At 43.1% G+C, this 5,867-nt stretch carries 6 protein-coding genes and 2 pseudogenes; all 8 read left to right on the forward strand.

Annotation, left to right across the window (positions count from 1 at the left end; translation table 11 throughout):
• Positions 1 to 294 (forward strand): annotated as a pseudogene (locus tag GJV78_RS23385) (hypothetical protein); the annotation flags it as partial.
• Positions 295 to 614: 320 nt separating this feature from the next.
• A complete protein-coding gene (locus GJV78_RS22035; RefSeq protein ID WP_155110226.1) occupies positions 615 to 1,373 on the forward strand; it encodes a hypothetical protein in 759 nt (252 codons plus the stop codon).
• 266 nt (positions 1,374 to 1,639) lie between these two features.
• Positions 1,640 to 2,407: a hypothetical protein gene (locus tag GJV78_RS22040; protein ID WP_155110227.1), complete on the forward strand. Its 768-nt coding sequence runs from the start codon at positions 1,640 to 1,642 to the stop codon at positions 2,405 to 2,407.
• 118 nt (positions 2,408 to 2,525) lie between these two features.
• Positions 2,526 to 2,804, forward strand: coding sequence for a hypothetical protein (locus tag GJV78_RS22045; RefSeq protein WP_155110228.1), 279 nt, complete (start codon positions 2,526 to 2,528; stop codon positions 2,802 to 2,804).
• Positions 2,805 to 2,836: 32 nt separating this feature from the next.
• Positions 2,837 to 3,592 (forward strand): hypothetical protein, encoded by a 756-nt coding sequence (locus GJV78_RS22050; protein ID WP_155110229.1) that lies wholly within the window; start codon positions 2,837 to 2,839, stop codon positions 3,590 to 3,592.
• Positions 3,593 to 3,904: 312 nt separating this feature from the next.
• Complete coding sequence (locus GJV78_RS22055) at positions 3,905 to 4,171, forward strand: PAAR domain-containing protein (RefSeq protein WP_155110231.1); 267 nt, start codon at positions 3,905 to 3,907, stop codon at positions 4,169 to 4,171.
• 3 nt (positions 4,172 to 4,174) lie between these two features.
• Complete coding sequence (locus GJV78_RS22060; RefSeq protein ID WP_155110230.1) at positions 4,175 to 5,332, forward strand: type VI secretion protein; 1,158 nt, start codon at positions 4,175 to 4,177, stop codon at positions 5,330 to 5,332.
• A pseudogene (locus GJV78_RS22065) lies at positions 5,316 to 5,867 on the forward strand (ImcF-related family protein); the annotation flags it as partial. The gene GJV78_RS22060 and the pseudogene GJV78_RS22065, both read left to right, overlap by 17 nt.

Below are 5,867 nucleotides of genomic sequence, written 5' to 3' on the forward strand. Positions count from 1 at the left end.
AGCTCCAGGGATGGTTATCATCTGCTTACCGTTCCTTTTAAACCCGAAGCCGACAGCAATGTTGTCAGCAACGCTGTGGCGTTTGATGGCGGCGGCCAGTGCGGGTGGAAGCTCAGTAATATCCGTTTCCAGTTTCAATTTCATGATATGACAGCATTTGGTCAGGATATTAAAAAAATATTCCTAATGATATCGTCTTTGTATTTGATGAACATGCTCCTCCCCGTGGTAATGGACATTTCATACAAGCGTCGGGCAATGTTTATGTTGAGGAAAATTATTATCCACTACTAATAGAAGATAGATTGATTCACCATATGAAAATCCTTAGATTGATTAATGAAAAGATGCTTACCTATAAAGTTAATAATTCCAGTAGTATCATTTTTAAACCTATGGTTCACTCTAAAAAAATTGTAAAAATGCAAGTGCCGAAAAAGTTTGGTGAAATATTAATAACTACCTATCCAGATGGAACGCAAACATCTAATTCAGAGAAAAGAGATTCAATTGACTTCAGGAAATTAGAAATGTTGAGGTGACTGTATCACTATTTTAATGAGGATATGTTAATGATTAAGTCTTCTCTTATAAACACCATAAGGTGATGGGCTGTGATAAATATAATAAAAATTTTCTGTTTGTTACCGCTGCTCGCACTCAGTAGCTGCACAGTAAACCAGAAGCTGACACCCCCGCAGGATGGAAAGCGCGTCAAGGTGGCGGTCGTTAAGCCCGCCGATGTTGATATCCTGCCAATGAAGGTGATCTATCGTTCAGAAAGATGCCGGGATAAAATTCTGACCTCCACGGGGGCGATAAGCTCCAGGGATGGCTATCATCTGCTTACCGTTCCTTTTAAGCCCGAAGCTGGCAGCAATGTTGTCAGCAACGCTGTGGCGTTTGATGGCGGTGGTTGGTGCGGGTGGAAGCTCAGTAATATCCGATTCCAGTTTAAATTTCATGATATGACAGCATTTGGTCAGGATATAAAAAAGAATATTCCTAATGATATTGTCTTTGTTTTCGATAAAAACTCACCTCCTCGCGGGAATGGACATTATGAAGATATATATGGTCCTCTTGTGATAGTGAAAAACTATTTCCCCTTGATTAGAAAAAAACCTGGAGATAATGATATTTTAGTTCTTAGTATTCAGGGGCAACCAATGCTCACTTATCGTCTTCATGATACACCTACTATTAAGTTTGAACCTGTCGTTCACTCTGATTTGGTAGTATTCGCTCAGCCTCCAAAGGAAAAGGGTGAAGGTTATGTTTTGACTTACCCTAATGGCGAAAAAATAATAGATCATTCATTCCCTTACTCAAAAAATACCAATTATGCTTTTGTAAAGCAGAAAGAAAACTGAGAATATTAAAGGAATTAGGGCGAATTAAATGTTGCGTATTATGCTGTTTTTTAGTATGATTTTTATTCATGGGTGCTATAGCTGCCACAAATAAAAAAGACAACTTTGAAGATAAGTACAAAATACATTCTTTTTCTCTATTTATCCAATATAACAATAAAATATTGAGGCTTGCAAGCAGAGTCACTTAATTTCATTCTGGCAATAAATAGTGGTAATAATATTCTGAAACGATATGCATTCTATAGCGAAGAGGAAATTGAACAATGAAAAAACAATCAAAAGAATCTATAGTTCTGTTTTCGGTTTTGTTTATCAGTAGCTGTTCAGGCTCAATCGATCGTTCATTATCGCCGCCATCTGATACCCAATGGGTGAAGGTGGAAGTAAAAAATCCATCACTCTACACCAGGCCTTTTCCTCTTAAAGTGGTTTATATTTCCCATAAGTGTCTCAAAAGACGGATTAGCGGTGTTGATGGTTCGCAGATTAAGGAACCCAGCTATTACGGGATAAATATGCCGTTAGAGCAACAGGGGAGCAGTAATGTCTGGCAGACAAAAGTGGCGATGTTGGGCGGGGGGAGATGCCACTGGACATTGAGTGAATTTACCATGGGGATTGGGTACATTGATGCTACTCACTTAGGTAAAGACCTGGTACCAGGAACAAATGTTGGGGCAACGATTGCCTTTGATAGCGATGCCACTCGGAATGGGCAGTTTTCTACCCTGCCAGGAAATGGCATTCTTGCACCGAAGTATTATCCATACATAACAGAAAGAAATATAAATGAAAAACAAAAATATCTATCACTGTTAGGTAAAGAAGATTTCCTGATGTATAGAAACTTCAATTCTGAAAATATCTTTTTCTCACCCGAAATAGATGAAAGAAAAGTGGTTAGATTTGTTGAGCCAGAGAAAAAGGTTGATGGTGTTTATCCGAAAATAATCTATCCTGATGGCACTCTTGCTCCTGATGATGTATTGTTTCCGGACTTCAATAAAGTAGATGGTATGAGCGTGAAATAATATTTAATACAGGGAAGAAACTTTAGTGCTATTTTTATTGCACTAATAATTTTGATGACATTGTTGATAAATATAAAATATATTCACTTTCTCTATGCATCCAATATAACTATAAAAAATGAGAGTGGATTTTAATAATCTACTGGTTAAAGACGGTGCTTTGTCTTTTATTGATAATGGCCAGGCCTTTAGCGCAGTGCGAAATAATAAGCTGGATGCATTCATAAAATCTAAAGCTGGATATTTTTATCACCCTAAACAGAAAAATGGAGATTTGGCATCTATCAATCTGGTCATTTTCGACTGTATCATTTTTTATCACTCGACAGAGTTAATGTTATTTCTTAAGGAGTTAATCCAGGAGACTGGAAAAGTTAGTGACAATATTAATTATTGATAACTTCTTATTGATTTGGTGAGATATAGTTCATGAAAAAAGCTGGTATCACTATTCTGCTACCGTTATTGACACTGACCGGCTGCGCGGTGAGCCAGAAGCTGTCGCCCCCGCAGGATGGAAAGCACGTCAAGGTGGCGGTCGTTAAGCCCGCCGATGTTGATATCCTGCCAATGAAGGTGATCTATCGTTCAGAAAGATGCCGGGATAAAATTCTGACCTCAACGGGGGCGATAAGCTCCAGGGATGGTTATCATCTGCTTACCGTTCCTTTTAAGCCCGAAGCTGGCAGCAACGTTGTCAGCAACGCTGTGGCGTTTGATGGCGGCGGCCAGTGCGGGTGGAAGCTCAGTAATATCCGATTCCAGTTTAGATATCACGATTTTACTAAATTCGGTAATAAGATAGAAGACGATACACCTGAGGATATTGTTTTTATTTTTGATGATGCTCCTCCTCCGAGAGGTAATGGACATTATGAAGAAATATATGGGGATGTTGTTATAAAGAAAGATTATTATCCTGTTATCTTAAAGGAATTTACAGATATTGGTGGGGATATTCTTTATATCAAAGGTCAGCCAATGCTGACTTATCGTGTCAGATCGGTAAAAAAAATTTTATTTGAACCTGTTTTTCATTCCAATCTAATTGTTGAAGTTCTTAGCCCGCAGCAACAAGGCGAAGGATATCTCATTATGTACCCTAATGGCGAAAAAATAATAGATCATTCATTCCCTTATTCAAAAAATACCAGTTATGCTTTTGTAAAGCAGAAGGGTAGTTAAGAGTTTATAAGTGTCAAAGTATGTTAAATACAACTATTCTTCAGATTGCCTGTAAGTTGTGCTGTAAAGGTTTTACTCATTCATAATATCAGCTCCGGCGGGCCGCTACGATGTCATTTTATCGCTTACCTTGTAGCGTTGGTTTAGCTCCGGGCTGAGAAATATGATTGTTGCTCGTAGAGGACACGCCGCCGCTTCCCTGAACGCTTTATGCTTTGTCAGAGAGCCTGGGAGATTGTGAATAGCACCATAAATCAACAACGGATATTTGCTCTATTTCTTTTCTTAGCGTTAATTCTTTTTGAGGATATTATGACCAGAGGATTTGTACTTATTGGCGACAAAACAACACATGGTGGTAAGGTTATTTCCGCATCCTCCACCATGATTGTGAATGGAAAACCTGTCGCGTTGGTAGGTGATAAAGTCAGTTGCCCTGTTCCCGGGCACGGTACGAATGACATTATTGAAGGGTCGCCCGAGTGGTTTTCCGATGGCAAAGCCATCGTGGTTAACGGCTGCAAATGCCAGTGTGGCTGTCAGGTTATCTCCAGCGCACCGGAATGCGCTATAGGATAAAACATGGGCTGGACACGAACCAAAGCATTAACCACCGAGCCACCGGCACCTCTATTACTCATCTGGTGGCTGCTTGCCGGAATGCTGATGGCGATAGTCGGTTTATTGCTGTTTATCGTACATGCGTCAGGGAAGGTAAGCGCGCTGTCAGAGATGAATATATGGTGGGTGAGTTTGTTGCCTGTCGGAATTTGGTTATTACTGTTTTTCTTTCGTTGCTATTTATGGGGAAGGGCGTGGGAAGAGTATCAGTTTTTACAGCAAGAGGCGAAGTACGGGCAACAGCAGTGGGAGGCATGGAGCGAGCGCTGGCTGGCTATTCTGGGCAATGTTGTCTTATTGCCGGATCATATTACAGCCGCCTGTCTGGAATATGAATTGCCCCAGCACTACGGGCGTTGTCAAAAAATAGACCAGTTAACCGCAGAGACATCTCCTGCCGTAAGTGCAATACGATTATTGATTAACGGTGCAAAATATAGCTTGCAGCGTTTGCCGCCGGAATTACCCCTGACCGTTACATTAATCCATGACAACGCCTCATTTGATCCTCAGGAGAGTTTTGTTAGCATCTGGAAAGAGTGTATTCCGGAGCGAAAGGTGCCTGCTGATATTACCGTCACGGATACCTTTTCTTTTGCCAACGTTGAAGAGCGACTGAAGCAGCCGGTGTTAACGGTTAATCTGTTGCTGATCCTCCAGGTCAACGGTGGCGAAGTCTATTCTGATGGGCTGGCTGCGCTGCTGTTGACCAGCGATGACGTGGCAAAAAAATATCACCTGCCACACGCGGCGCGGCTTTTACGTCCCATGCCGTTAGACATGGCGAAGTTTGCAGACGATCTGGCTCTGTTTCTGGAAACGCAGCCCACGGCGCGTCGGACTACTTCAATTATTGGCGACGTCAGCGAATGGATGGAAAGCTGCGCAACGCTGATTACACAAGGCGTCAAAATGAACGCCGCGTGGGAGGCTGAGGATATCTCACTACTGGAAAAATGGTGTGGCATACCTGGACCATTTTCTCCGTGGTTACTGACGGCGCTGACAGCGGATCTGGTCACCCTGCGTAAACAACCGCAGCTGGTACTGTTTTCCGAAGGAAAGGAACGTTTTATTAGCACCATAGCTTCAGGGAGTGAAGATGAATATACCGGGTAACAGCGTTGGCCGCTTTGGTCTGGCAGGACTCATTCTGAGCGGAATGGCCGCCATCTGGTGGGTAATAACCCGTTACGGGAAGTTATTTGATATTGTTTCGCGGCGGGAGCAGATCCTGGCGTTTGTACTGATCTGCCTGACGCTGGTGCTTATTCGCTATCTGCCAGCGTTATCCCGCTATGTTAAGGAAAGCTACCATCGCCAGCGATCGCGGCGGGCCAGCGTCCTGCCTGATGAGGAAAACAGGGTGGCGCTGACGCCTCCTCACTCTATTACGGTAGGCGATATCCGCCAGGCGATGCGTTATCAGTACGGTCGTGCCTGGCGGCGCAAAATTCGTATTCTGCTGGTCACCGGTTCGGCGGGTGATGTCGAACGTTTTATTCCAAAACTCACCCAGGAACTCTGGCAGGAAGATCGAGGAACGCTGTTGCTGTGGGGCGGCGATCCTGTGACCCCGGCCGATACAGGCTGGCTGGAGTCACTGCGTAAACTGCGCCGCCGCCCGGCAGACGGCATCGTATGGGTGACCTCC

Origin of the sequence: Intestinirhabdus alba, from assembly GCF_009711095.1 — a bacterium.
Lineage (GTDB): Bacteria > Pseudomonadota > Gammaproteobacteria > Enterobacterales > Enterobacteriaceae > Intestinirhabdus > Intestinirhabdus alba.

What these genes read in the sequence shown, in the direction of transcription:
- GJV78_RS22040 (WP_155110227.1), top strand. Translation starts at nt 1,640, where the DNA reads ATGAAAAAACAATCAAAAGAATCTATAGTTCTGTTTTCGGTTTTGTTT.
- GJV78_RS22045 (WP_155110228.1), top strand. Translation starts at nt 2,526, where the DNA reads ATGAGAGTGGATTTTAATAATCTACTGGTTAAAGACGGTGCTTTGTCT.
- GJV78_RS22050 (WP_155110229.1), top strand. Translation starts at nt 2,837, where the DNA reads ATGAAAAAAGCTGGTATCACTATTCTGCTACCGTTATTGACACTGACC.
- GJV78_RS22055 (WP_155110231.1), top strand. Translation starts at nt 3,905, where the DNA reads ATGACCAGAGGATTTGTACTTATTGGCGACAAAACAACACATGGTGGT.
- GJV78_RS22060 (WP_155110230.1), top strand. Translation starts at nt 4,175, where the DNA reads ATGGGCTGGACACGAACCAAAGCATTAACCACCGAGCCACCGGCACCT.